Below are 24478 nucleotides of genomic sequence, written 5' to 3'. Positions count from 1 at the left end.
AAACGTTTACGCAAGATTGTAAAATCAGGAGGTAGAAAATGGACTACAAGGTAGTTGCTGCTGAAATATTAGAAAAAGTAGGTGGCGAAGAAAATGTGAAATCGCTAGCGCATTGTGCGACTAGACTTCGTTTTAGATTAAAAGATGAAAGCAAAGTATCAAAGGAAGAAGTAGAAAAAATCAAAGGAGTTGTTAGCGTTGTTATCAGTGGTGGACAATTCCAGGTAATTATAGGAAATGCAGTAGGGGATGTATTTAAAGAGATTGAAGCAATGTCAAATATCAATGGAGAAACATTAGATATTACTGAAAAAGATGATCTTAAAGTAAAAGGTAAAGTAATTGATAAGATTATTGATTTAGTAACTGGTATCTTTACACCAATTCTTCTAGCATTAATTGGAGCTGGTATGATTCGTGCATTACTAATGTTAGCTACTGAATTCTCATTGTTAACAGTAGAAGATGGAATCTATATTATGATTAATGAAATCTATAATGCAGTATTCTCATTCTTACCGGTTTATCTGGCATATACATCAGCAAGAAAATTCAAATGTAACCCATATATTGCGGTTGCAATTGCATTAACGCTAATTAGTGGAACCATCCAGGGAACAGTACAAGGTGAAACTGGAATGTCAATTCTAGGTATCACTGTTTTATTCCCAACACAGGGATATGGTTCTTCAGTTATACCAATTATTGTAACGATTTACTTTATGTCAAAAGTAGAGTGGTTATGTACAAAGTATATTCATGTAGTAGCACGTAATGTATTAACTCCATTAATTACATTAGTAGTAACTGTACCACTTATGTTCTTAATTATTGGGCCAGTAACAAGTTACTTACAATCATTTATTGGTGATGGATATACTGCAATCTATAACTTAAATCCAGTTGTTTGTGGAGTTGTATTAGGTGGATTGTGGCAAGTATTAGTTGTATTTGGATTACACTGGGGAATTGTGCCATTAGGACAAGTAAACCTGGCGATGTATGGTAGAAATACAATTAATGCAGTAACTGGTCCAAGTAACTGGTCACAAGCAGGAGCAGCTCTTGGAGTAGCATTAAAATCAAAGAATCCTGAAATCAGACAAAATGCATTATCAGCAGCAGTTACTGGATTCTTCTCAATTACAGAACCAGCAATTTATGGGGTGAACTTGAAATACAAGAAACCATTCTATATTGCAGTTGTGTGTGCAGCAATCTCTGGTGGTATTGCAGGATTCTCAAATGCAGCAGCACTTGCAGGAGGTCCAGTTGGAATTCTATCATTCCCATTATTCTTTGGAGAAGGATTTATTGGATTTGTAATTGCTATGGTATTTGCATTCTTAGGAACAGCAATTCTTACTTACTTATTTGGATACGATCGCGCAAACGACAATATCTAACATATTCATAGGTAGGGCTATCTACATAGTCCTACCTGCAGTAATAAAAGAGGAGGTAAGTATGAAAGAGAAATTATTATGCCCTAGTATGATGTGTGCTGATTATGGTGCATTAAAAGATGATGTAATTGCTTTGGATAAGGCAGGAGTGGATATCTTCCACTGTGATGTGATGGATGGAACCTTTGTGCCTAACATGACAATGGGAATTATGGATATTAAAACAATCCGCAAGTATACGGATAAATTAGTAGATGTACATTTGATGATAGAAAATCCTTCAACAAAGATTGATTTGTTTATTGATGCAGGAGTGGATCTGATTTATATTCATCCAGAAGCAGAACGATATGTAGTAAAAACTTTGGCATATATAAAGTCAAAAGGAAAACTGGCAGGTATTGCAGTAAATCCTGATACCAGTATAGAAACAATTCATGAAATGTTGAATCTGGTAGATTACGTTATGGTGATGAGTGTAAATCCTGGATTTGCAGGACAACAGTTCATTGATTTTACCAAAGATAAGATTAAGAAGTTAGTAGCAATGAAAGAAACATATGATTTTAAATTAGTTATTGATGGTGCAATGTCACCTGAGAAAATTAAAGAAATGAACGAATTAGGGGCAGATGGCTATATCTTGGGAACAAGTGCATTGTTTGGTAAAGAAGAAACCTATCAGCAATTGATCAAAGAATTACGAGAATTATAGGAGGTATAGAAGTGGAACATATAACGAGACTAATTAGTGCATCAAAATCGGATTTTGAAAACATGAGTGCACAGGATCTGAAAATATCAATTTATAAATCAGAAGGAAGAGTTGTGATGGGTCAACATCTAATATTTGCTAATCAAGGATTAGTAAGAGGCGTAACGAATACAGAAGTAATGTTTTCGTTTGGTGCTGATATGGTGATGTTGAATACTTACAACTTGGATAATTTAGAAGATAACCCAGGAATGCAGGGGCTTAGTATTAAAGAGTTAAAAGCACGCTGCAATCGCCCAGTTGGTATTTATTTAGGATGTCCTGGTAAGAATACAGTAGTGGAAAAGAAACTATATAATCAAAATGGAATGGTTGCTACTAAAGAACATATTAAGAAAGCAGTGGAACTAGGCGTTGATTTTATTATTCTTGGAGGTAATCCGGGATGTGGAACATCCATTGATGATGTAATTGAAACTACCAAACTAACAAAAAGTATTGTTGGTGATGAAGTGATGATATTTGCAGGAAAATGGGAAGATGGAATCAATGAAAAAGTATTGGGAGATCCACTTGCTGAAAGAGACGCAAAAGAAATTATTAAGGAGTTAATTGATGCAGGAGCAGATGTAATTGATTTGCCAGCACCAGGAAGCAGACATGGGATTAGTGTGCATATGATTCAGGAATTAGTGCAATATGTTCATACCTACAAACCTGGAACACTGGCAATGACTTTCTTGAACAGCTCAGTGGAAGGTGCAGATACTGATACTATTCGCTTGATTGCACTTATGATGAAAGAAACAGGAGCAGACATTCATGCAATTGGTGATGGTGGCTTTGCTGGATGTACAATACCAGAGAATATTATGCAGTTGTCTATTTCATTGAAAGGAAAACCATATACGTATTTCCGTATGGCAAGTACAAACAGGTAATACTATGGGATTACTAGATCGTTTTAAAAATAAAGAAGAAAGACCATATGAGCTAACTGCTTCCATAGAAGGAATGAGTGTAAACCTTAGTGAAGTTAGGGATGAAGTGTTTTCTTCTGGTGCATTAGGAAAAGGTGTAGGAATTGTTCCAAGTAATGGAAAAGTGGTTGCACCTATATCAGGTAAAGTTTCCATGATTTTTCCAACCAAACATGCGTTAGGTATCAAAACCGAAGCAGGTGTAGAAGTATTAATTCACATTGGTGTTGATACGGTGGAACTTGATGGAGAAGGATTTGATGCGAAAGTAGCAGTTGACCAAAAAGTAAAACGTGGAGATCTGTTAGTTAATGTGGATTTTCCACTAATAGAAAAGCATGGTTTTGATACAACTGTAATTAATGTAATTACAAATACAAATGATTTTAAAGATGTAGAAACACTTACAGGTGAAGTAACTGCAAACGATGTTGTATTAAAAATTGTAAAGGAGTAGTTTATGAAAATTGGAATTGGTAATGATCATGTTGCCGTAGATATGAAAAATGAAATCAAAACATATTTAGAAAGCAAAGGTTATGAAATTATAGATTTTGGAACAAATAGCGAAGAGCGTTTTGATTATCCAATTGCTGGTGAAGCAGTAGCAAAAGCAGTTATATCAAATGAAGTTGATTTAGGTATCTTGATTTGTGGAACTGGTGTAGGTATTTCCTTATCAGCAAATAAAGTACACGGAATACGCGCAGTAGTTTGTAGTGAACCATATACTGCAAAATTATCAAGAGAACACAACAATACAAATATTCTAGCATTTGGTGCCAGAGTAATTGGTATTGAACTAGCAAAGATGATTGTTGATAACTGGTTAGCTGCTGAGTTTGAAGGTGGAAGACATCAATCAAGAATCGATATGATTGTTCAAATAGAAAATAACCAACTATAAAATAATTGGTTATCAAATAACAGAAGTAATTGGCAAGAAACAATCTTGTCTTTTATTTTATCTAAAACTCGTTCAGATATGTTTGCAGTTTATCTGCAAGTTTACCTACATGCAAACCATCAACGAATGAATGATGTACCTGCACAGAAAAAGGCATCATAATTTTTCCATCTCTAGTGAAGTATTTACCCCAATCAAATAATGGAGTTGCATTATCTTTCTTACCAGAATTTGTATGTGATATATGAGTATAAGAAATCCATGGCATTGGTGAGAACTGAAAAATATCATTTCCTAAAGGACCAGTAAAGTATTCCTTTTGCTCTTTGGCGGTAGTTAATGCAAGTTCTACATACTCACTCATTGTATTCAGAAGAGGAACATTTACTACTTTAAATAATTCTGTTTCATTGTTCATATATGTAAAGGCTGTATCAATGTGATCAAATAATACAACCTCACCATCAAGAAAACGATAACGAAATTCTTCAATCTCATTTGCACATTTCGATACTGCAAAAATCATTGCCATAGTAAATGATAAATTCTGTTCTTTTACTTTATTCTTGAAATTGGTAATATCAAGTTCAAAAGTTACACAGAAAGCAGGTTCTACGCTATTTCTAAAAACAGCACAATGTTGCGCACGTTTCCAGTTCTGTTGATTAATGATTGTATAAGTATTCATAAAAGACCTCCTTATAAATTAAGTATATTTTATCTGTATTTATAATTTATATCAACTGTAAATGTCATGAATGACTATATCTACTTATAAATAATAAGCGTATAATACCTCATATATGAAAGAGGTAATCCTATGAAGCAGTTCGTGATAGTTATAATAATTTATCTAGTGGCAATATTATTAGCGAAACTATTGACAGTAGGTTTGTTTCTAATATTCCTTTATTTTAAAAAAATGATTCAGAATATGGATGAAGAAAAATGGAGTAATTATTTTAAGACAATTGATATTAAAGGTTTATTAATTCGTTTTTTTCTTACCTATATATTAGCCCTCTGTATTCTGAGTATATTAGGATACTCCGTATTTGTAGCACTAGATTATAATTATTCATTTTATTTAGCCTGTTCTTTAATGATTATAGGTAGTGTGTATATTCTTTTAAAATATAGAAAAAATAAAAATTCAATTATAAATAAGCTTAATCATTACAACAATAGTATATTTAACTAGAATGCCTTCTCATATATTTAGAAGATTATGGAAGTATTTTAATGTAGTAAATTTATATTTTCTATCAAATTCTTCTTTAGAGAGTAATTTTTTACCATTGAAATGCATTATATAAGCCTCAATGTAATTATTAATTTTATTAATTATTTCATATTTGTATTTAAGTAATTCAGAAAATTCATCATTATCTATTGTAGAAACATTTCCAATGAAACTTGGATTTTTAATAATTATAGTTTTAGAAAAATCTATTCCAGATCTACTCTTTTTACTTCTACTGCTAAATCTAAAATGATAACAATTTTTATGTGATATATGACTTCTAAAAGGCACGCATATAAATAGACCATTTAGATAATGGAAAATGATAACAGTATGTAGTCTTTTAATATCTCTCTCAATTTCTGTATATGGAGGGCTTGGATATGCTATAAAGAATGACGGATTTAAAGTTCTAATTTCAATAGTATAACTCACTAATTTCAACTCCCTTTCTAGAGTTTGATTATATTTAGAATATTCTTGTTATGAATGTATTAAGTAGAACTCTTATGTTATAAGTTCCTATACTATTCTATTAACAAAGATGACCCATATTCCTAAATAATATGTGAATTAACTATTGTATCTTTTTCGACAAAAAAAGAGGAACATTGTTCCTCTAAATCTTCACTTGGTTACTTTTATTTTACCGATGTGTCAGAACCATCACACATCTTCTTCGCTCGGCTATTTTTATTTTACCGACGTGTCTCCCAACAATTTTGCTAGCACCGTAACACGTCATCTTAATAGTGGAAAAACTAATAAAAACTTTTTTATTAACTCTTCATTTATATTATAACCAATATAAAATGAAAATCAATCCTAAGAATTTTTAAAATAATTTATGTTTATGATACCTAACTTCACAAAACATTTACTCTTTGTTAACACTTCTCTAATAGTTATTTAATATAACTTTTTTATAATGTGCCCGTTCGTTGAACAAGGGAGGTTATATGTTAGAGTTAAAGAATATTAAAAAAGCATATTCTAAGAAACCGGTATTGAATGACATTTCATTGACGATTGACAATGGTGAAATCATTTCGATTCTTGGTCCATCTGGAAGTGGAAAAACGACTCTACTTAATATCATATTAGGTATTGTAAAAGTAGATGAAGGTAGTATCTTATGTGATCATAAAGATATCACAGAAATACCAATGGAGAAACGTGGTTTCAATATTGTATTTCAGGATTACGCTTTATTTCCTAATTTAAATGCTTATGAAAACATTGTATATGGATTAAAGAATAAGAAGGATATATCGACAGAGGAAGAAGTGCGAGAATTGATTCATCTGCTTGATTTAGAGCCACATCTTTCAAAACACATTGACCAGTTGTCAGGTGGGCAGAAACAACGTGTAGCATTAGCTAGAACGCTTGTGATGAAGCCTAAGATACTATTGCTTGATGAACCGTTAAGTGCACTAGATGGAGTGATCAAAGAATCAATTAAGAAGCGAATTAAAGATATCGCAAAAGAGTTTCATCTAACTACGATTATTGTAACTCATGATCCTGAAGAAGCACTTACGCTATCTGATCGAGTACTGATTATCAATGAAGGAAAGATATCACAGTATGCGAAACCAAAAGAGATTATTGACCATCCTACAAATGAATTTGTGGAAGAGTTTATTTTAAACCAACTTGAAATTAAGAGACAAAACATTATCTCATTATTTCAGCCTACAATGACATTTGAGTATGGTGAATCATACCAGTAGTATGAAAATAAAACAAATTGAATATAAATTAGTCTTTCTGTTTATCATCATCTTATTTGCTGTCTTTCTATTTCTACCACTTGGATCATTATTATTGAAATCCTTTGATACAGGTCAGGGGTTTTCTATCCAGAATTACATTGATATTCTTACATCATCAAATTTCTTAACCACATTAGGAAATAGTATTAAGGTATCGCTGCTGAGTGCAGTAATTGCGGTTGTGTTAGCATTTATTCTATCATTCTCACTGCATTATACCAATATCAATGAAAAGATTAAAAAAGTAATCCATGTAGTTGCTACATTACCAATGTTACTTCCCACCATTACATATGGATTTGTCATCATCTATTCATTTGGGAAACAGGGGTTAATAACTCAACTGCTGGGACATCAGATTTTAGATATTTATGGATTTAATGGAATTCTATTGGGATATGTGATCTATACACTACCAATTGCCTTTCTGTTAATCCAAAATGCAATGAAGTACATCGATAAAAAATTTATAACAGTATCCAAACTGATGTCTGATTCATCAATAAAAACACTTAGAACAACCTTACTTAGGCCACTAATGACAACATTAGCTGCAGCATTCATCCAGGCATTCTTTCTATCATTTACTGATTTTGGAATTCCAGCAGCAGTTGGTGGTCAATATCAGGTAATTGCATCTCAGTTATATCAGACAATGCTAGGTAGCGTTCCTGACTTTGCTCATGGCTCGGTAATTGCCATCCTAATGTTAGTTCCTTCTTTAATTAGTACATGGATCTTACATTACTTGGACAAGTACAGTGTCAGTTATTCAAAAGTGAGTTTATATGAAATCACCAAAAATAAATTTAGGGATGTCTTTTGCATTATTGTATCCAGTCTTATCACAATTACCATCATTGTATTATTTGCGGTTATTGTAATTGTTCCATTCACTTCACAGTGGCCATATCAAACATCATTCACTTTGGATCATTTCCTATCCGTGATTCATGATAGTTCACTGTTTGGTGTGTATCGTAATTCATTAATTGTAGCTCTCTTTACTGCACTTGCTGGTACTCTGATTACCTATATAGCAGGGCTTGTAAGTGTAAGAAGTGAACTAAAAAAACGAAATAAGAAATTAGTATTTATTCTTTCACTAATATCGAACACAATACCAGGAATGGTATTAGGGATTGCTTACCTGTTTATCTTTAGTGGAAGTAGCTTACAGAATACCTTTCTTATTATGATTATCTGTAATGTAATTCATTTCTTTTCAACTCCATATCTAATGATCAAAGGAACATTAGAAAAAATGAATCAGTCTTATGAAACAACTTCTAAACTAATGGGAGATTCATGGTTGAAAACAATTATTCGTATTCTTACTCCAAACTCGTTAATTACACTGCTTGAAATGTTCTCATACTATTTCATCAATGGTATGGTGACAATCAGTGCAATTATCTTCATCACTGGAGCAAGGAATATGGTGATTACAGCAAAGATAAAAGAGTTACAGTATTTCTCTAGATTCAATGAAATCTTTATATTATCACTGTTGATTCTAGTAACCAATTTAGTAGTTAAGTATCTAACAAATTTCTATATCAATAAAAAGAGGAGAATTAAAAATGAAAAAGTTTAAAAATATTGTAGTTGTATGCCTGCTAGCTTTCGTTACGCTTGTTAGTGGATGTCAAAGTAATGCCGAAAGTGCACAAGTAGTTATTTATTCTAATGCCGATGAAGAAGCAATTGAAATCATGAAAAAGGCACTAGATAGTAATGGATTTGAAGGAGAATATATTATACAGGCATTTGGAACATCAGAGTTGGGAGGAAAACTTCTGGCTGAAGGAAACAATATTGAAGCAGATGTTGTTACTATGAGTTCCTTCTATTTAGATAGTGCACAAGATACAAGCACAATGTTTAAAGATTTAGAGTTTGATGTTAATACATTAGATGAAGTGCCTTCATACTATGCACCGATTACTGCACAGGAAGGAGCAATCATTATTAATACTGAAATGATGAAAGAAGAAGGATTAACAACTCCAACATCTTTAAAAGATTTAGCGAAACCAGAATACAAAGGATATATTTCAGTAACAGATATCTCTAGTTCTTCAACAGCATGGCTATTGATTCAAGGATTAATAACTGAGTATGGCGAAGAAGAAGCAAAAGAAATTTTAAGAGGAATCTACGACAATGCAGGTGATCATATTGAAGAATCAGGATCCGCTCCTTTAAAGAAAGCACGTGCTGGAGAAGTAGCAATTGGATTTGGTCTTCGTCATCAGGCAGTAGCTGATAAAGAAGCAGGATTACCAATTGATTATGTTGATCCTAGTGAAGGAACATTCTATCTGACAGAAGGAATCTCAGTTGTAGATAAGGGAGAAGATACAAACCCTAAAGCAATGGAAATGGCAGAATGTATCATTAACGAAGGTCGAAAAGACTTATTAGATTTCTATCCAATGGCATTGTATGAAGGAGAAGAAAGTAGTGAAGATGTAAGTAATGTGAAGAAGTTTAAAGAACATCTTACAGTCGATCTTCTTGAACAACACCAAAAGTTATCTGAGGAAAGTAAGTAGATATGAACACCTATAAATTATTAACTCCAGGTCCACTAACAACTTCAGATAGTGTTAAAGAAGAAATGCTAGTTGACCACTGTACCTGGGATGATGAATACAAAAGTATAACCAGGGAAATATGTAGTGAATTACTGGATATTGCGGAAGTAGATTCACAGGAATATACAGTTGTATTGATGCAAGGAAGTGGTACCTTTGGTGTTGAATCAGTATTAACTAGTATTCCGAAAGAAGGAGAAAAAGTATTTGTCTTATCCAATGGTGCTTATGGAGAACGAATGGTGGAAATCTTAGAACATGCTAAGATTCCATATCATGTCTATTATGAAGAATACAATCATCAATTCGAGCCAGTTACAGTAGAAAGAATTATTGATGAAGATCCTGCGATTCAGTATATTGCGATGGTTCACAACGAAACAACAACAGGAATGTTGAATGATATTAAATCTATAGGATCAATTGCAAATGATTGTAATGTAACATTTATTGTAGATGCCATGAGCAGTTTTGGAGGAATGAAAATTAATATAGAAGAATGTCATATTGATTTTCTTATCAGTTCTTCCAACAAGTGCATTCAAGGAGTTCCAGGTTTCTCGTTTATCATTGCAGATAAACAAAAATTAATAGACAGTGAAGGAAATGCCAGATCATTATCTCTAGATTTATTTGATCAATGGAAGCAAATGTCAGTAGACGGAAAATGGCGTTTTACATCACCAACCCATGCCGTATTAGCGTTTCGAAAAGCAATCGAAGAATTAAGAAAAGAAGGTGGAGTAGTGCAACGAAGCAATCGATATCAGCACAATAATCTATTATTAGTAAAAGGATTGAATAAACTTGGATTTAAATCATATATCGAGTATAAAGACCAAGGACCAATCATTACTACATTTTATTATCCTGAAGATAAACAATTTAACTTTAAAGAAATGTACGACTACATCAAAGAACGAGGTTATGTCATCTATCCAGGAAAACTAACCGATGTACCAACCTTTCGCGTAGGTAATATTGGTGAAATCTATCCAGAAGATATTGAGAATATCTGTCATATTTTTGCATCATTTATGGAGGAGAAAGAACATGTCAAAAATTAAAGGAGTTATTTTCGATTGGGCAGGGACAACCGTGGATTATGGTTGTTTTGCCCCAGTAGAAGCATTTAAAGAAGCCTTTGCATTAATTGGAATCAATCTTACGTATGATGAAATTCGCGCACCAATGGGAATGATGAAAATTGAACATATAGAAGCAATCCTTAATATGCCAAGAGTTCGTCAATTGTTTCACGATATTCATGGACGTTATCATGATGAAATTGATGTGAAAACAGTATATACAATCTTCGAACAGAAACTATTTGATTGTTTAGAAAATCATACCTTACTAAAACCATATGTACTAGAAACAGTTGATTACTTAAGATCAAATGGAATTAAGATTGGATCAACTACTGGTTATACAGATTTAATGATGCAGGTAGTGATTGAAAATGCCAACAGACAAGGTTATTATCCAGACAGTTATATTTCGCCAGATGATACAAACTTTGTTGGTCGTCCATATCCGGATATGATTTATAAAAATATGGAGTATCTGAAATTATCGGATCCAACTGAAATTATTAAAGTTGGCGATACCTTATCAGATATTATGGAAGGTAAAAATGCAGGGGTAATCAGTATAGGTGTATTGGAAGGAAGTTCGCTTGTTGGATTAAATGCTGACGAGTATGAAAGCCTCATGGAAGAAGAACGTAATGCAGTTCTTGAGAAAGCAAAGTTAGAGTATAAAAATGCTGGAGCTGATTATGTTATCTTGAATCTTGATGAGTTACCAAAATTGATTACTCAATTAGGATAAAACAAAACCATGTCAACTTAATCGACATGGTTTTTATTGCTATATTTCAAACTCTAATGATTCAATAAATTCTTCACTTAAATATTGCTTAATGTCGCTATACTTTAGAGTGATTTTTTGTTTTCCTTCAGCATAAGCACCAATTTCATAGTCATCAAAGAGAAATTGTACTCCTTCTTTAGTAATAATAAAGTCATGTTTATATAACTTCGATTTTTTATTGTACCAATCATCTAGTTTAATAAGTTCAGGACTATGGATGATGTTTTTAGCCTCTAATTGCAATAGCTCTTGAATTTCTTTTTTATCTTTATTAAAATCAGAGAAAATATTTTCTAATTCCACTAATTCTCCATTATTCATATCATAGGTTTCAGTAGAATAGTATGATACAGGGTGTAGTCCACCCTGATAGAACGTAAAAATGAAGATTAAATTAACATAGGGTTCAGTATATTCGACAGATACAACTGTATATCTATAACTATGAAAGGTTGAGCTGTTTTTGTTAGAAACTGTTCCACTATCAAGGGCTTTGTAGAAATAATCCCAATTGTTTCCAAGTGTAATATAGTCTCTTTTGAAATTGTTTTTGTCTTCATCATATTTTTGTTTATAGATTTCATTAATAGTAGGTATACCAGGATATCCATTTTCTTCTAAGATTGGATAACAGTAAAAATATTCATCACTAAATTCAACATCATCATTGTATTGATAATAATATCTGCTTTTTGAAACATATGCATTTACATTAGTTTCTAAAAAGGCTTCATATTTAGATTGAATAGTTTTAAGTTCATCACTTTGGTGAATATTAGCAACTATTTCATAATTTGTTTTCTCTAGATGTTTAAGTAAACCATATGTATCTAAAAAATTGATATTTTCAATATCATTATTTTCTGTTTTATTACTTGTAGTTTTACTACTATTATTACTACACCCACTTAATAAAACAAGTAGAACTAGTATACCTATTCCTAACTTTCTCATATTCCCTCCAATTGATATTCTGATAGATTTATTATAGCATCTTAAGATAACAATCTATAGAAATAAATAGGCAATCTTAAGAAATATTTAAGAAATAATTAACATAGATTTAACAAAGAATTTCATATAATAAGAGAAGAGCAACAAGCAAGAATTATTCTGCTTTTTTATGTATTATAAATAACCATTAATAATACTTAGATAATCAAAATATCTTGTGTTCTGTAGGATCTTACTGCATAATAATATGTAAGAGTGAGAGAGAAGGAGGATGGTGAATGAATTTTCTGAAAAGAGCATTACTGAGTACAGTAAGAAAGAAAGGGAAGTCAATTATTTTATTAGTTGTAATCTTTATCCTAGGTAACCTGATGGCAGGTTCGATTGCGGTAAAGCAGGCAACTACCAATGTTGAGGAAACAATCAAAAACAAACTTGGTGCAGAAGCTAGGGTTGATTATGATTGGAATAATATAGGTGAAGATGATGACATTCCACAACTGGATCAAGAAACAGTTGATAAGATTGGTAAACTTGAGGGTGTTAAGTATTATGAATATAATTTATATACTTGGTTAAACTCAAAAGAGTACGAAAGTTATTGTGGCCCAGACTGTACAATGGGCGGAATGGGTGAAGGAGCAGATTTTGAATTCTATGGAGTTCAGATACCTTCGATTGTTGATATAAGTGAAAATAAAATCGCACTAAGTGAAGGTCGTGTTTTCAAACAAAATGAAATAGATGAGGGAAAACCGGTCGCTTTAGTATCAACATTATTTGCAGAGATGAATAATCTTCATGTAGGAGATACATTGTCTTTTAGTATGAATGTTTATAGTTGGGAAGATGTAGATGACATGGGTTATCCAAAAGTTGTCAGTACAAAGGACTATACATTTGAGTTGATTGGTATTTTTGATGCATCGTTATCAGTAAAAGAAGAAACTGACGATAACATGGGAATGGTTGATTATTCAATGACGCAAAGAATTTATGTTCCTAACAATGTAATTACCTCAATCAATGATTGGTCATATGAAGAAAATAAAAAGTTTAATGATTTTGGTGAAGAATATGAAAACTTTACAGAAATTATTCCTACTTATTATTTGAAAGATGCTTCACAACTAGATAGTTTTAGAGAAGCATCAGCAGATTTATTACCAAAAGGTTTTACAATGTCTATTTCAAGTGATGCATATGATTCAGTAGCTGGACCAATTTCATTTATCAGTTGGCTAGCAACAGGAATTCTATATATTTCAATTGGTGCGACAATTCTAATTTTAGGTCTTGTAGTTATCTTATTCTTAAGAGATAGAAGACATGAATTTGGTATCTACTTGTCGATTGGTGTTAAGAAGTGGAAGATTGTAGCGCAAGTTGTAATTGAAGTATTGGTTGTAGGAATTATTGCGTTAACACTATCACTGTTCAGTGGTAAAGAGTTAGCAAATGGTGTTTCTCAAAAAATGATTGAACAACAAGTAATTAATAACGACAATGGTATGATTTACTATGCAACTGGCCCAGGTGGTGGCGGTAGTGGTTATGTCGACCAAAATGAAGTGCTTGATACATATGAAGTAACGTTGGATGCAGATTATATTGTGATGTTATATCTGATTGGATTAGGAACATTATTGATTTCTTCAATTGCACCAACAGTATACGTAGTTCGTTTGAAGCCTAGAAAGGTTTTAATGTAAGGGGGATATTATGGCAATATTAGAAGTAAATAACCTTGAGTATTATTACCAAGATGGTGAAAATATAAGATATATATTAAAAGATTTAAGTTGTTCATTTGACAAAGGAGTATTCTATACAATCAAAGGACAATCAGGTTCTGGTAAGACAACGTTGTTGTCATTAATCAGTGCACTTGATACGCCAATGAAGGGAACAATCCTTTATGAACAAAAAGAATTAAAAGAAATTGGATATGAAAAATATCGTCGTAATAAAATTGGAATTATTTTTCAATATTACAATCTGATTCCTTATTTGACAGGGCTGGAAAATATTGAACTGGCAATGTGTGAAACAGATAATGAAGTACCTAAGAATAAAAAAGAAGTAGCATACAACTTATTAGACTTTATTGGGATTACAAAAACAAAGGCAGATCGTCAAATCAACAAGTTATCAGGGGGAGAGCAACAACGTGTTGCGATTGCCAGATCACTTGCAACTAATGTAGATGTGATTTTAGCCGATGAGCCTACTGGTAACCTGGATGCAAGTATGCAACAAGAAATTGTAGATATTTTCAAAACATTAGCACATGAACACAACAAGTGTGTTATCGTGGTAACTCATAATGATGAAATTGCCCAACAGGCAGATAAAGCATTTACTCTTAGTCAAGGAGAATTAGTAGAAGATGAGTGATTTCTTAAAGAACTTTACAGATGATAAATATGGAAATCTTTTAGATGAACATGAAGAAAAATCTAAAAAAGATGATAAAGGTAAAAAGAAGGAAAAGGATTCTGATGAAACAACAGAAATCCCTGTTTCAAAACCTGAACCAAAGACGTCAGTTGAAAAGCCATTAAGCAATGAAAATACTACAAAAGAAAAGAAGAAGTTTCAGCCAGAAATGCCAAAGGTGTTGGCAGGCAAGAGAAAAAGAACAGATACAGTTGAAGAAATTAATAAGGATCCAAATTATCAGAAAAAGAAAATTATTCAACATGGATTGTTGGTGTTGGCGATTCTGTTAGTGTTTGGTGGAGGATTCTTAGGTTATCGAATGATGAATGAGCGAACATTACCAAACTTCGTAGACAAACCAATTTCAGAGATGCAGGAATGGTCTAAGAAGAATGGTGTTGACTTGGATATCAGTACTGAATTTTCAATGGAATACAGCAGTGACCATGTAATTTCTGTAAATAAAAAAGCAGGAAGTAGTATTCAAAAAGGTGACTTGCTGATTGTGAAAGTCAGTGAAGGTGCTGATCCAGAAGAGAGTCTAGAGATTCCAGATTTCTCAACTTATAATGAAAGTAAAATAAATGATTGGATTAGTGAAAATCGAGCTGATAATCTAAAAGTTCAAAAAGAATATAGTACAACTGTGAAAAAAGGTGATTTTATTCGCTTGGAATTTGCAGATAAAGATATGACTAGAGAAACTTATAAGCGAAAAGATTATGCTACAGTTACTGTTTCTAAAGGTGAGGAAAAGAAAGAAAAAACAATTGAAGTTCCTGACTTTAGTGGTGAAGATGTTAGTAAAGTAACTGAATGGGCAACAAAGAATGAAGTGAAAATCGTTCAAAATGATGAATACTCAGGAACGATTGAGATGGGAAAAGTAATTTCCCAAAGTGTTGCCGCAAAAGAAAAAGTAGCTAAAGGCGATGAACTAACGATTGCAGTATCAAAGGGAAAAGCACAAATTGTGCCAAACTTCTCTGCCTACAATCTACATACAATTAATGAAACTGGGGCTACTGAAAATATACCTTATCTGGTTGTAGAACGTTATAGTGCAGGAGTTCCATATGGTCAATTCATTTCACAGGATGTAGCTCCTGGAGTAATCATTGAAGATGGAAATGTTGAGAATGTGGTGGTTACTTATTCTATAGGAAAACCATACATTAATCGATCTGATGTTATTTATAAGACAGAAAAAGATATTCGTGATTATTTCTATGAAATAAATCAGAAAGGTGCAAGTATTACATACACAATCCAACAGGTTGCACCAAGTACCTGTCAATTCAAAGATCAACCAATTGAAAAAGGCATGACTTGTGGAGCTAGTTATAATAATCAGTTTATTGAAATTGGTGGTTCGATTACAATCTATATGGCAAATGCTGATTTAGTTATGGACAGTGGTGAATAAATAAAGAAAGCAATCCTTTGTGGATTGCTTTTATGGTGGTAGATTATAAATATTTCATGTTTCTTAAAATTTGAAGTTAACTTCAAAAAATGTTATTATTTATATATATTTGAAGTTAACTTCAAAAAAGGAGTCAATTATGTTTCAACGAACTACATATCTCAATCAATTAATACAATTTAAAAATTCAGACTTTATTAAAGTTATTACTGGTGTTCGTCGTTCAGGGAAGTCAGTAATGTTAATGCTTTATAAAGAACATTTGCTTCAGGATGGAGTAAACGAAGATCATATTATATATTTTAACTTTGAAAGCTTTGAGTTTCAGACAATTAATACAGAAGCGAAATTTCATAATCTGTTAGAACAATCACTTCCTAATGATGGAGAAAAAGTATACATACTTTTGGATGAAATTCAGAATATTGATGGCTGGCAGAGAGTAGTTAATGGATTAAGGGTAAGTTATGATAGTGATATTGTTATTACAGGATCAAATGCAAATATGCTTTCAGGAGAATTAGCCACACTATTGAGTGGTCGATATATTGAAATACCAATTTATCCATTCTCATTTGTTGAGTTTTTAGATGCTAAAGATATTGATGTTCATTCGAGAAAAGTAGATAGTGCATATCTTGAGTATGAAAAATATGGTGGTTTCCCTAGTGTGATAGTTGCAGATGAAGCAATTAAAGATACTATTCTATCTGGTATTTTTGATACTATTGTTTTAAATGATGTTGCACTTCGCGCAGGAGTAAAAGATTCAACAACTTTAAAATCTGTTATTAGTTTTTTAGCTGATAATGTTGGTCAACTAATCAATGTGTCCAAAATTGTAAATACGCTAAAAAGTGAGGGAATTGAAACATCTTCTCACACGGTAAATCGCTATTTGGATATTTTAGAGAATGCTTACCTTTTCTATCGCATAAAACAATATGATATACGAGGGCGTGAATATCTTAGAACAAATGGAAAGTACTTTATTGTTGATATGGGGTTAAGAAGAAATGCTGTAGGAAGAAAAGATGGAAATTACAGTAATCGATTAGAAAATATTGTTTTCATTGAACTATTAAGAAGAGGATATACTATTGATATTGGTAAGTTGAATAATAAAGAAATTGATTTTGTTGCTAGAAAAGTTGATAAAACTTTGTATGTTCAAGTGGCATATGAATTGCCAAATAGTTCGCGCGAAACGGATAATCTTTTAAATATCCAAGATAATTATGAAAAAATTCTCATTTTGGGTAGGTATTCAGACACACAAATAATTGATGGAATACCAGTTATATATATTGTAGACTGGTTATTAGAAGATAACTAAATTAGCGATTAAGAAAAGACAATCCTAATTTGATTGTCCTTTATATATTTGTAGAAATGTAGTCAAGAAATTCATCAAATGTATTGTTAGATACTAGATTCTGCAACATTTCATGATCCATTAAGATATCAAATAAAAGATTATAAATCTTACTGAAATTTTCATCATATTCTTTTAGCGATAGTAATAACACTAAATGCAATTTTTCACCAAACCAATCAATAGGTTTACTGCTATAGTAGTAAGCAATCTTAGTTTCATTTGCTTGAACATTTAATGCATGAGGAATTGCAAAGTTATTAAAGAATGCAGATGATGCTAATTCTTCACGTTTTAAAACACTGTTCAGATATGTGTCAGGAACATAATTTAAACCCATCATTTTATCATTTAAGAAGTCAAGGATTTCTTTTCCATCTGTAAGTCCGTGATTTACAAAGAACAGATCTTGATCAAAATAATTCATTAATTGTTCTTTGACTTTTTTTGATTTCTTTTGCTTTAAGGATTCTACCAGTTTGTTATCAATACTATGAATTTCTCTTGCAGTAAGCAAGGGGCTTACATAGATTGCATTTGATAAGATAAACTCACTTTTAACTACAGTAATAATAAAGTCATATTGGTCTTCATTTGTAATTTCAGAGTATGACTCTACCAGTTTAATAACCTCCAGCTGGTTAGAAAAATTTTCTTTTAGTTGGTTTACTAGTAATTTTCTTATCTCATTATACTTTGGACAAATACAAATTACTTTTGCTTTTGTATAAACCATATTGTTATTGATGATGGTACCTAAATAGATAGCGATTAAGCCAATCTCATCATTGTTGATAGATGTGTCAAATTCTTTTTCGATTAGATAAGTAAGGTATACAGAAATATCGTATATATAAGGGTGAGAATGCTTCAATGATAGGGTTGTATCATTCTTGAAGAATGCCTGATGTTTTGAACGAAGTAATAGATAATGAATATGTAAAACAAAACTATCAAAGAAGTCTTGATATTCAATGTCCAATCCATAATGACAAAATGTATTGTTGAGGATTGTTTTTACTTTATCTTTGAACTCTTCATCATTGATGATCTTTTCATTATTATCAGGCAGATTATTTCTAAATGAACCAATAATGAAGGTAAGCATACTTGTAAAGTCAGATTCATTAACTGCAATATTGAATTCTTGTTCGACTTTAGTTGAAAATAATTTTAAGAACTTATATTCATTACTATCTGTATCATAATCGGTTTTTTCATTCAGTTTATTAGTGTTTCCATTTACAATCCTTTGTAAGGCAACGGATAAGCTAATTACAATATTTTTGAAATAAATTGTATCCATGTTTACATCAATTTCCTGTAAAGATTGATTTACCAAATTGTTGATATCACTTAAGGTGAAGTCAGTAAAGAAGTTATCAAAATTTTCTAAATGGTTTGCTAAGTTATCTACTTCAGAGAAAAAGAAATGAGCTAGCATTTTCCGCTTTGCATTCTCTGTGCCAATAATATTGATTCGATCTCCTCGCTTTTGAATCTTTAGTCCAGAAGATTCAAATTTATCGTTTAGTTGTTTGATAATATTAAAAATTGTTGATTCGGATACATAGTATTCATCTGCCATATCATAAACTGAAACAGTATCGTGAATCAGCAAAGCAAGTGATACTGCTTTGGTAATATTAAGATAATCATTTATCTTAAAGTTTTGAAAAAGATCCTCAGCTGATTCATTTTGTTCTACCTGATAACCATCACGACTTGAAGAAATAATTCGATCATTACTCATTGTATTGATTGTTTTTATTTCATAGCGAAGTGTTCGTGGCGAGATATTAAGTAGCGTACATAAAGAATTACTGGACATTGGTTTTCCGTTTTCTTTTAATGTTTTAATTATTAGATATTGTCGTAGACTTAACTCTTTCATAAGAACCTCTTTTGTGCGAATCCCTTCAACACTATCATATCTTTTGTCTTGTAAATTGCAACTAAAAAAATGCCACTGTTGTGGCATTTACAACTTTTTCAAGACTGCCATGTTGGTGGCAAAAGTAAAATGTTAAGAAATCCTGAGTTTGGTTAAGATACAAGTAAGAAGAAGATAAAGTCAAAAAAGGAGGAACATATGAGTGTAATACCAAACAATTTCTTATGGGGAGGAGCTGCAGCAGCTAACCAATATGAAGGTGGATATAACGAGGGTGGTAAAGGATTGAGTGTTGCTGATTGCTTTACTGCAGGTGAAAAAAATCGGCGAAGAGAATATACCGATGGTGTAATTGAAGGGAAATACTATCCATCTCATATTGCAACTGATTTCTATCATAACTATAAAGAAGATATTAAATTATTTGCTGGTATGGGATATAAGTGTTTTCGTACATCAATTGCATGGAGTAGAATTTTTCCAGAAGGTGATGAAGCAGAGCGAAACGAAGAAGGATTACAGTTTTATGATGATGTGTTTGATGAGTTATTAAAGTATGGAATTGAACCAGTTATTACGATTACTCATTATGAGGTGCCATATGGATTAGTAAAGAAATATGGTTCGTTTAAGAGTAGAAAAACAATTGACTGCTTTGTAAGGTACAGTGAAGTAATCTTTAAACGATATAAAGATAAAGTAAAGTATTGGATGACATTTAATGAGATTAATACAATGGCTCACGATCCGGCTCAACAAACTGGAATCAGAATTTTGGAAGGAGAGAATCGTAAGCAAGTGATTTATCAGGCTGCTCATAATATGTTAGTAGCTAGTGCTAAAGCAGTGAAGCTTGGGCATGAAATTAATCCTGATTTTAAGATTGGTTGTATGATCTGTATGCCAATGTTTTACCCAGAAACCTGCAAACCAGATGATCAGATTGCTGCAATGCAGGCAAATGATGAAGTGTATTTCTTTAGTGATGTACAGTGTCGTGGGTATTATTCTGCTAAAGCAAAACGAATGTTTGTGAAAGAGGAATTACATATTGAAATGGCTGAGGAAGATGAACAGATATTAAGAGAAGGAAGCGTTGATTATATTGGGTTTAGTTATTATATGTCAGGCGTAAGCACATCTCGTGAAGTGGAGACGGTGCAAGGTAATATGATGAAAATGGTAAAAAACCCTTATCTTGTAGAAAGTGAATGGGGATGGGGAATTGATCCAGTTGGTTTTCGTTTCTGTTTGAACTGTTTATATGATCGATATCAACTTCCACTATTTTGTGTAGAAAATGGATTTGGTGCACATGATGAACTGACAAGCGATGGCAAGGTACATGACCCATATCGAATCGATTATTACCGTCAACATATTGAAGAGATGAAAAAAGCCATGGATATTGATGGTGTTGATATTATTGGGTTTACTGCATGGGGATGTATTGATTTAATAAGCGCTGGTTCAGGGGAAATGAAAAAGCGTTATGGAATGATTCATGTCGACCGTGATAATGAGGGGAATGGAAACTTAAAGAGAACAATCAAAGATAGTTATTATTGGTATAAAAAAGTAATCGCTACAAATGGCGAAGACTTAGATTAGGAGGTAACAATGAAAAACAATTATCCAAATTTATTTAAACCACTAAGAATGCGTAATGTAATTTTCCAAAATAGAGTATTTGTATCTTCGATGGGATGTCCACCTACGCATAAGCACCCATCATCACCTAAATATGATGCTGGTGTTGGATTTTATGATAAAACAGCAGGTGGAGCTGCAGCTATATTAGTTGAGGTTCCACCAACACAAAAAGATGGAACTTATCCTAAATATGAACGAGATGTTATTAGAGAGCTAATGTCATTGGCTGGTCAAAGCGGATCAAAGATTGGTGCAGGGCTTGGCTTATTTGGAAGAGATGAGGATGGAACGATGTATGGTCCTTCATCTTATAAAAAACCAGATGGTACACAACTACAGGAAGTAACAGAAGAAAAAATGTTATCTTTCATTGAAGAACTTGGAAGAAATGCGAAAGCAGCAAAAGAGTTTGGTTTTGATTATGTACAATATCATATGGCACATGAATCTATTATGTCTCATTTCTTAGCACCTGGTTTCAATCAGCGTAAAGATGAGTATGGAGGTTCTTTAGAAAATAGAATGAAATTTCCAAAGCTGGCAATTAAGACAATTCGTGAAGCTGTTGGAAATGATATGCCAATTATTGTAAGACTAAGTGCATATCTACATTGTGATGAATCATTTGAGTTTGAGGAAATGTTAACCTTTATTAAAGAAGTTCAAAACGAAATTGATATGGTAAATGTATCTTGTGGTATGGATACTTGGTATGAGACAAATGTATATCATTGTACTACACCATTTCAACCACATAATATCAATGCGCATTGGGCTGCAAAAATTAAAAAAGTTTGTCCTGATTTATATGTTTGTCCTGTTGGTGGAATTGTTACGCCGGAAGATGCAGAAGAAATTATAACAAGTAATCAAGCAGATGCAGTGATGCTGGGAAGAGCAATGAATGCAGACCCACTATGGCCAAAGAAAGCAAAAGAAGGACGTAGTGAGGATATTGTTCCATGTCTGCGTTGTTCATATTGTTATCATGCAGCAAATGATCATAATTTGATTGCCTGTTCAGTGAATCCGAGATTCTTTAGAGAGAATCGAGTACCGATGGTTCTTGATAAAGCTGGAAGAATTAAAAAGGTAGTAGTTATTGGTGGTGGCCCTGCCGGCTGTAAAGCGGCAATAACAGCATCTGAAAGAGGACATCATGTGGTGTTGATTGAAAAGAGTGATAAAGTGGGTGGTCAATTAAAACATGCAGACCTTGATGAACATAAATCTGATCTTGCAAGATATTGTAAGTATTTGCAGGTACAGATTGCAAAATCTGAAGTTACTGTTTTATACAATACAACAGCAACACCAGAAGTTGTAAAATCATTAGAACCAGATGCAGTAATTATTGCAATAGGTGCAACACCAGTAAAACCAAATATAAAAGGAATTGACAAGCCGTTAGTTATGGAAGCAATTGACAGTTACAATTATATGGACATGATCGGACATAATGTATCAATTATTGGTGGTGGAACTATTGGAAGTGAGATGGCATTGAAACTTGCTGAAGATGGTCATAAAGTTTCGATTATTGAGAGTGGGGATAAGTTGTGTGCAAGAGGACATATGTTGTATCGAATTGGGATTCGTCATGCAATGGATAAAGTTAGTGAAAAAATTACTAGTTACTTAAATACTTCATGTATGGAAATACTAGATGATAGAGTTATTATTGAAAAAGATGGAAAACAAGAAACAATAGTAGCAGATACAGTGCTTGTATCGGTAGGATTACGTCCACTAACTGATAAAGTTGCTTCTTTCTATGGTATAACGCCAGAAACCTATTATGTTGGTGATTGTGATCGAGTAGGAAAAGTATTGGAAGCAACTAACAATGCGTATTTTATAGCAGTAAATTTATAGGTGAATGATGGAACGAGATTTAACTCAAGGATCATCATGGAAAAAATTACTAATCTTTTCAATTCCATTATTTATAGGTAACCTATTTCAACAATTCTACAATATTGTGGATTCAATAGTTGTAGGAAACTTTATTGGAGAAGAAGCTTTGGCTGCTGTAGGAACTTCTGGTATCTTAATGAATATGATTAGCAGTGCGGGATTGGGACTTGCAACAGGTGCAAGTATTATCATTGCTCAATTTTATGGAGCGAAGAATTATCAGTCTACGAATAAAGCAATTTATACTTCCATTCTGACGTTTGTTGGAATTGGGTTAATCGCTACCATTGTTGGTTGGTTAATTATGAATCCGATGTTAGAGCTGTTGAATACACCAGATAATATAATAAGTTATATAACTTCGTATTTATTTATTATATTTTTAGGGATTGTATTTGTATTGTTATTTCAAACATTGAGTATGATTTCAGTTGCACTTGGTGATTCTAAAGCACCAATGTATATGTTGTTTATAGCAAGTATAATTAATATAGTACTGGACTTAGTCTTTACTCTTGTATTTCATATGGGAGTATCTGGTGTCGCTCTTGCTACTATTATAGGACAAGGATTTGCAGCTATTGCCTGTTATATTAGAATTCGAAAATTCATGGATTACAAAGCACTGGATGAAGAAAAATATAAATTTGATAACCATGTGTTTAAAAAAATTATAACGCTGGGAACGCCAGCAGTTATACAAAATCTTATATCCAGTTCAGGATTATTGGCAATACAAGGATTATTAAATGGATTTGGTAGTACAACAGTTGCAGCGTATACAGCTGCAAATAAAATTGATGGAATTGCGATGACGCCAATGGTTAGTTTGGGAACTGCAATTTCTACATTTACTGCACAGAATATTGGTGCTAATAAAAGTGAAAGAATCAAAGATGGATTTCGCTTTGTTAATATATTTGCACTTGGTATTTGTATCATAACAGGAATAATTATTTATCTGTTTGGTGCAAACCTATTAGGATTATTTATTGATGGAACAATTAGTAGTGAACTGATTGATATCGGAGTGGAATACTTGCGTATTGCAGTATTCAGTTACGTAATTATGGCTTTTATGTTTACATCTACGGGTGTCTTACGAGGTGCTGGAGACGTAAAATCAGTATTTATATGTTCTTGTCTAGATCTAGGAGGAAGAACACTGTTTGCTTATGCTATGGTAAACCATATGGGACGCTTTGCTCTGTGGTTAGCGTATCCGTTTGGCTGGATTGTGGCATGCTTATTAAGTTATACAATTTACTTTTCTGGAAAGTGGAATAATAAAAAGATAATTGAAAGTTAGGAGA

21 protein-coding genes are annotated in these 24478 nt (G+C 32.5%); 17 read left to right on the top strand and 4 right to left on the bottom strand.

Going from position 1 to position 24478, the window contains the following annotated elements:
- Positions 1–38: 38 nt before the first annotated feature.
- From J2S15_RS04805 to rpiB, 5 genes are all read left to right on the top strand, one after another.
- A complete protein-coding gene (locus J2S15_RS04805) occupies positions 39–1406 on the top strand; it encodes a PTS transporter subunit EIIC (protein WP_307405960.1) in 1368 nt (455 codons plus the stop codon).
- A 61-nt stretch (positions 1407–1467) separates the two neighbouring features.
- Entirely contained in the window at positions 1468–2121 is a 654-nt protein-coding gene (gene rpe / locus J2S15_RS04800; RefSeq protein ID WP_307405957.1) for a ribulose-phosphate 3-epimerase, read from the top strand.
- A gap of 11 nt (positions 2122–2132) precedes the next feature.
- A complete protein-coding gene (locus tag J2S15_RS04795; RefSeq protein WP_307405955.1) occupies positions 2133–3062 on the top strand; it encodes a DUF7916 family protein in 930 nt (309 codons plus the stop codon).
- Positions 3063–3066: 4 nt separating this feature from the next.
- Positions 3067–3558 (top strand): PTS sugar transporter subunit IIA, encoded by a 492-nt coding sequence (locus tag J2S15_RS04790; protein ID WP_307405953.1) that lies wholly within the window; start codon positions 3067–3069, stop codon positions 3556–3558.
- 3 nt (positions 3559–3561) lie between these two features.
- The gene (rpiB, locus tag J2S15_RS04785; RefSeq protein ID WP_307405951.1) at positions 3562–4008 is read left to right on the top strand and encodes a ribose 5-phosphate isomerase B; all 447 of its coding nucleotides are present in this window, start codon (positions 3562–3564) and stop codon (positions 4006–4008) included.
- Positions 4009–4069: 61 nt separating this feature from the next.
- Here the strand turns inward: rpiB and J2S15_RS04780 are convergent, their stop codons facing one another.
- Complete coding sequence (locus J2S15_RS04780; protein ID WP_307405949.1) at positions 4070–4696, bottom strand: chloramphenicol acetyltransferase; 627 nt, start codon at positions 4694–4696, stop codon at positions 4070–4072.
- A 522-nt stretch (positions 4697–5218) separates the two neighbouring features.
- Complete coding sequence (gene tenpIN, locus J2S15_RS04775) at positions 5219–5686, bottom strand: type III toxin-antitoxin system TenpIN family toxin (RefSeq protein WP_307405947.1); 468 nt, start codon at positions 5684–5686, stop codon at positions 5219–5221.
- Between the two features lie 524 nt (positions 5687–6210).
- On the opposite strand from tenpIN, the gene J2S15_RS04770 reads away from it, so the two are divergent.
- From J2S15_RS04770 to phnX, 5 genes are read left to right on the top strand one after another with little or no spacing between them, the layout of a single operon-like run.
- Entirely contained in the window at positions 6211–6987 is a 777-nt protein-coding gene (locus tag J2S15_RS04770) for an ABC transporter ATP-binding protein (protein ID WP_307405945.1), read from the top strand.
- 1 nt (position 6988) lies between these two features.
- On the top strand, positions 6989–8626 hold the full coding sequence (locus J2S15_RS04765; RefSeq protein ID WP_307405943.1) for an ABC transporter permease subunit: 1638 nt from the start codon (positions 6989–6991) through the stop codon (positions 8624–8626).
- The gene (locus J2S15_RS04760) at positions 8613–9587 is read left to right on the top strand and encodes an extracellular solute-binding protein (protein ID WP_307405941.1); all 975 of its coding nucleotides are present in this window, start codon (positions 8613–8615) and stop codon (positions 9585–9587) included. Before J2S15_RS04765 ends, J2S15_RS04760 begins: the two co-directional genes overlap by 14 nt.
- 2 nt (positions 9588–9589) lie before the next feature.
- On the top strand, positions 9590–10696 hold the full coding sequence (gene phnW / locus J2S15_RS04755) for a 2-aminoethylphosphonate--pyruvate transaminase (protein ID WP_307405939.1): 1107 nt from the start codon (positions 9590–9592) through the stop codon (positions 10694–10696).
- Complete coding sequence (gene phnX, locus J2S15_RS04750) at positions 10683–11462, top strand: phosphonoacetaldehyde hydrolase (RefSeq protein WP_307405937.1); 780 nt, start codon at positions 10683–10685, stop codon at positions 11460–11462. The genes phnW and phnX overlap by 14 nt, the downstream gene beginning before the upstream one ends.
- Before the next feature lie 39 nt (positions 11463–11501).
- On the opposite strand, the gene J2S15_RS04745 is transcribed toward phnX, so the two are convergent.
- Complete coding sequence (locus J2S15_RS04745; RefSeq protein ID WP_307405935.1) at positions 11502–12458, bottom strand: RsiV family protein; 957 nt, start codon at positions 12456–12458, stop codon at positions 11502–11504.
- A 278-nt stretch (positions 12459–12736) separates the two neighbouring features.
- Between J2S15_RS04745 and J2S15_RS04740 the strand changes: the two genes are divergently transcribed.
- From J2S15_RS04740 to J2S15_RS04725, 4 genes are all read left to right on the top strand, one after another.
- Positions 12737–14170, top strand: coding sequence for an ABC transporter permease (locus J2S15_RS04740; protein WP_307405933.1), 1434 nt, complete (start codon positions 12737–12739; stop codon positions 14168–14170).
- A gap of 10 nt (positions 14171–14180) precedes the next feature.
- Positions 14181–14855 (top strand): ABC transporter ATP-binding protein, encoded by a 675-nt coding sequence (locus J2S15_RS04735; protein ID WP_307405931.1) that lies wholly within the window; start codon positions 14181–14183, stop codon positions 14853–14855.
- Complete coding sequence (locus tag J2S15_RS04730; protein ID WP_307405930.1) at positions 14848–16326, top strand: PASTA domain-containing protein; 1479 nt, start codon at positions 14848–14850, stop codon at positions 16324–16326. Before J2S15_RS04735 ends, J2S15_RS04730 begins: the two co-directional genes overlap by 8 nt.
- A 139-nt stretch (positions 16327–16465) precedes the next feature.
- Entirely contained in the window at positions 16466–17662 is a 1197-nt protein-coding gene (locus J2S15_RS04725) for an ATP-binding protein (protein ID WP_307405928.1), read from the top strand.
- Positions 17663–17702: 40 nt separating this feature from the next.
- Here the strand turns inward: J2S15_RS04725 and J2S15_RS04720 are convergent, their stop codons facing one another.
- Positions 17703–19595 carry a BglG family transcription antiterminator gene (locus tag J2S15_RS04720; protein WP_307405926.1) on the bottom strand — a complete coding sequence of 631 codons (1893 nt, stop codon included), beginning with the start codon at positions 19593–19595 and terminating at the stop codon, positions 17703–17705.
- 198 nt (positions 19596–19793) lie between these two features.
- On the opposite strand from J2S15_RS04720, the gene J2S15_RS04715 reads away from it, so the two are divergent.
- Genes J2S15_RS04715 through J2S15_RS04705 form a run of 3 tightly spaced genes read left to right on the top strand, consistent with a single transcriptional unit; the run spans position 19794 to position 24474 of the window.
- A complete protein-coding gene (locus J2S15_RS04715; RefSeq protein WP_307405924.1) occupies positions 19794–21206 on the top strand; it encodes a 6-phospho-beta-glucosidase in 1413 nt (470 codons plus the stop codon).
- A gap of 9 nt (positions 21207–21215) precedes the next feature.
- Complete coding sequence (locus J2S15_RS04710; RefSeq protein ID WP_307405922.1) at positions 21216–23123, top strand: oxidoreductase; 1908 nt, start codon at positions 21216–21218, stop codon at positions 23121–23123.
- A 7-nt stretch (positions 23124–23130) separates the two neighbouring features.
- On the top strand, positions 23131–24474 hold the full coding sequence (locus J2S15_RS04705; protein ID WP_307405920.1) for an MATE family efflux transporter: 1344 nt from the start codon (positions 23131–23133) through the stop codon (positions 24472–24474).
- Positions 24475–24478 lie beyond the last annotated feature (4 nt).

Source organism: Breznakia pachnodae, from assembly GCF_030814225.1.
In the GTDB taxonomy this organism is placed as follows: domain Bacteria; phylum Bacillota_I; class Bacilli_A; order Erysipelotrichales; family Erysipelotrichaceae; genus Breznakia; species Breznakia pachnodae.
Note: the sequence above shows the minus strand (reverse complement) of the source record. Positions and strands in the feature narration are given on the sequence as shown.